A 2,541-nucleotide genomic window follows, 5' to 3' on the forward strand; every position below is an offset into this window, starting at 1 on the left:
GCAAAATAATTATTTTTTTGCATCAACGCCACCACCTTGATAACCGTAAAAATAGGTAATACGCGGAATGACCTTATTTAATCGTTTACTCTGTGGATGCGCCGAGACTTCGGCACAGACACCAAATACTTCGCTGAGCATTTCTTCCGTGATGACATATTCCGGGCTACCCGTTGCAACTAACTCACCTTGCTTTATCACCAGTAGTTCATCACACATACTTGCTGCAAGATTAAGATCATGGAACGACGCTAATACCGTTACATTTAGCGATTTAGCCAACTCCATTAATTGAATTTGATATTTAATATCTAAGTGGCTGGTAGGCTCGTCCATAATTAATAATTGAGGGCTTTGTACAATTGAACGTGCTATCAATGCGCGTTGCTTCTCGCCACCGGAAAGGGAATCAAACGATTGCTGTAAATGATGGCTCAAGCCAACTTGCTCAATCGCCTGAAAAATAATTTGTTGATCATTTTTAGTTGTCGAACTAAATAAGCTTTTATGCGGCGTAAGGCCAAGACTCACTACATCAAAAAGCGATAGGTTAAATTGCGAAGGTGTTTCTTGCAGCACCACAGCAACCTGCTTGGCATATTCATCCGCACTTAGCTGCCAAATATTTTTCCCTGCAAATATAACCTCACCGCACACTGGTTTAGTGTAACGGTATAAACAACGCAATAAACTTGATTTACCTGCGCCATTAGGCCCTAACAAACCAATAAATTGGCCTGGTTTTATTGCAAAATTAATATCGTGCAAAATGGCGGTATTTGCCACCGACCACGATAAATTAGCTACTTCAAGTAAAGGGGGATCAATTACTGCTGGTATTTGCAATGTGTTATCTCTCTAGCAATAGCTAAACCCAATACACTACAAACCATTATGATCATGGTGATAATAGAAGAGTTAGCCCGCTCAATAGGTAATAAATTAACGTATTTTGTATCTGACTTATCGCGCTTGCGACTTACAGTTGCGGGAACAGTTGAGGAGTTACACCCCATTCCAAAATACATAAGGCTCTATTATGGGCGGGTGAGTAAATATTTCAATTAATATCTTTCTAGACGGCTAAAAATAGTCTTTTAAAACACAATTCTGGGCCATGCTTTATCGCTATCATCTATGTAAATATCAATACAAATGAGCTTCCCATAACCGATTGAAAATATGTTTTGCTGATTCGACTCTTTTGGTAACTGACAAATAATACCTAATAGTTGCTTGATCACTCCGGCATGCGTTAAAACTAATTGTGCTTGAGTACGATTACTTGCAATATCAATTAGTAACGTTTGCCACCACGTTGCTATTCGCTGATAAAAATCCCTCATACTTTCGCCATGAGGGGGGGTTACTTGCCAAGGGCTTTGCCAGAAATCGCCAATACTAGGAGAATCCGTCTGTTGCCACAAATCATCATATTTACAGCCATCCCAATCACCAAAATTAAACTCTCGGAGCTGATCGGTCAGAAAAAGTGGTATTTGCTGGGCATGGCTAAAAGATCTGGCAAATTCGCTACAACGTTTCAAAGTCGAACTTTGTACAAGCTCAATATTAGTTAGTTCATTGCATGCTTGATGTAATTGCGCACGGCCAAGTTCACTGAGTAAAAAATCGGTCTGTCCGGCCAAGACTCCTTGCTCAATCAATTCGCCATGGCGTAATAAGTAAACGCGACTAGAAAATGGCGGCATAAAGCCCTCTTACATTAAAGAAAAGTACTTTTAACAATAGCATAATGATCATCCTAAACGGATTAAGCGCACATCAAAATGTAGAACGGCATTAGCTCCTATTTTCCCACCATTCCCCTTGCGCCCCCACGCCAGCTCTGCAGGAATTACAAATTCATAGCGAGAACCAACCGACATCAATAAAATACCTTCTCGTAATCCTTCGATTGCCTCATCTAAGGTAAATACTTCAGGCATTCCAGCTTTATAACTATCAGCTATTACGCTGCCATCAGCAAGCATAATACGCTGATTGATGACCACGGTATCTGTGTCAGTTACTCGCTCACCAGAGAGGTCATCTATTACTTTATACATCAAACCAGAAGCACACAGTTGAGTATCAGCATGATTACTAAATTTAACTATGAAGCTTTCACTGTTTTTACGATTGAGTCCTGATGAGCCTTTTGATTTAGTTGTTTTTTTACGTGCCATGAAGCCCCACTATTTGTATGATAAATATAATGATTTTATCGCATAGGTAGAGGCCTGAACGCAAGTTTTATAGTGAGTTTGCGAGTTTTTCAAAACAATAAAATGATCTTATACCAATCGTGTTAAGTTACTGACCATTTATAGCGACAGATAAATAGAGTGATAACAAGGCATAAATTTTGACATATAGTTGTTCTACATGAAAAATTTATAACGCAGTTAGCGCTTTATACCAATCTGCATAAAGATTAAGTCAATTTTATCCAGTCTCTAGAGCATATGCTTTTAACCGTATCAGGAACAGAAATGAATTTATTCCACGCTTGCGAAACCTGTTCGACTATTTCTTCAT

At 39.1% G+C, this 2,541-nt stretch carries 3 protein-coding genes and 1 riboswitch; all 3 genes read right to left on the reverse strand.

Going from position 1 to position 2,541, the window contains the following annotated elements; genetic code table 11:
• Positions 1-9: 9 nt before the first annotated feature.
• Positions 10-846 (reverse strand): ABC transporter ATP-binding protein, encoded by an 837-nt coding sequence (locus H5232_RS22865; protein WP_220496125.1) that lies wholly within the window; start codon positions 844-846, stop codon positions 10-12.
• Between the two features lie 85 nt (positions 847-931).
• Positions 932-1,057, reverse strand: a riboswitch (cobalamin riboswitch).
• A gap of 40 nt (positions 1,058-1,097) precedes the next feature.
• Positions 1,098-1,712: a histidine phosphatase family protein gene (locus tag H5232_RS22870; RefSeq protein WP_182831589.1), complete on the reverse strand. Its 615-nt coding sequence runs from the start codon at positions 1,710-1,712 to the stop codon at positions 1,098-1,100.
• A 48-nt stretch (positions 1,713-1,760) separates the two neighbouring features.
• On the reverse strand, positions 1,761-2,189 hold the full coding sequence (locus H5232_RS22875) for an FKBP-type peptidyl-prolyl cis-trans isomerase (RefSeq protein WP_182831591.1): 429 nt from the start codon (positions 2,187-2,189) through the stop codon (positions 1,761-1,763).
• Positions 2,190-2,541: the final 352 nt, after the last annotated feature.

The sequence above is a fragment of the Pseudoalteromonas sp. SG41-5 genome (assembly GCF_014164495.1).
Classification (GTDB): domain Bacteria; phylum Pseudomonadota; class Gammaproteobacteria; order Enterobacterales; family Alteromonadaceae; genus Pseudoalteromonas; species Pseudoalteromonas rhizosphaerae.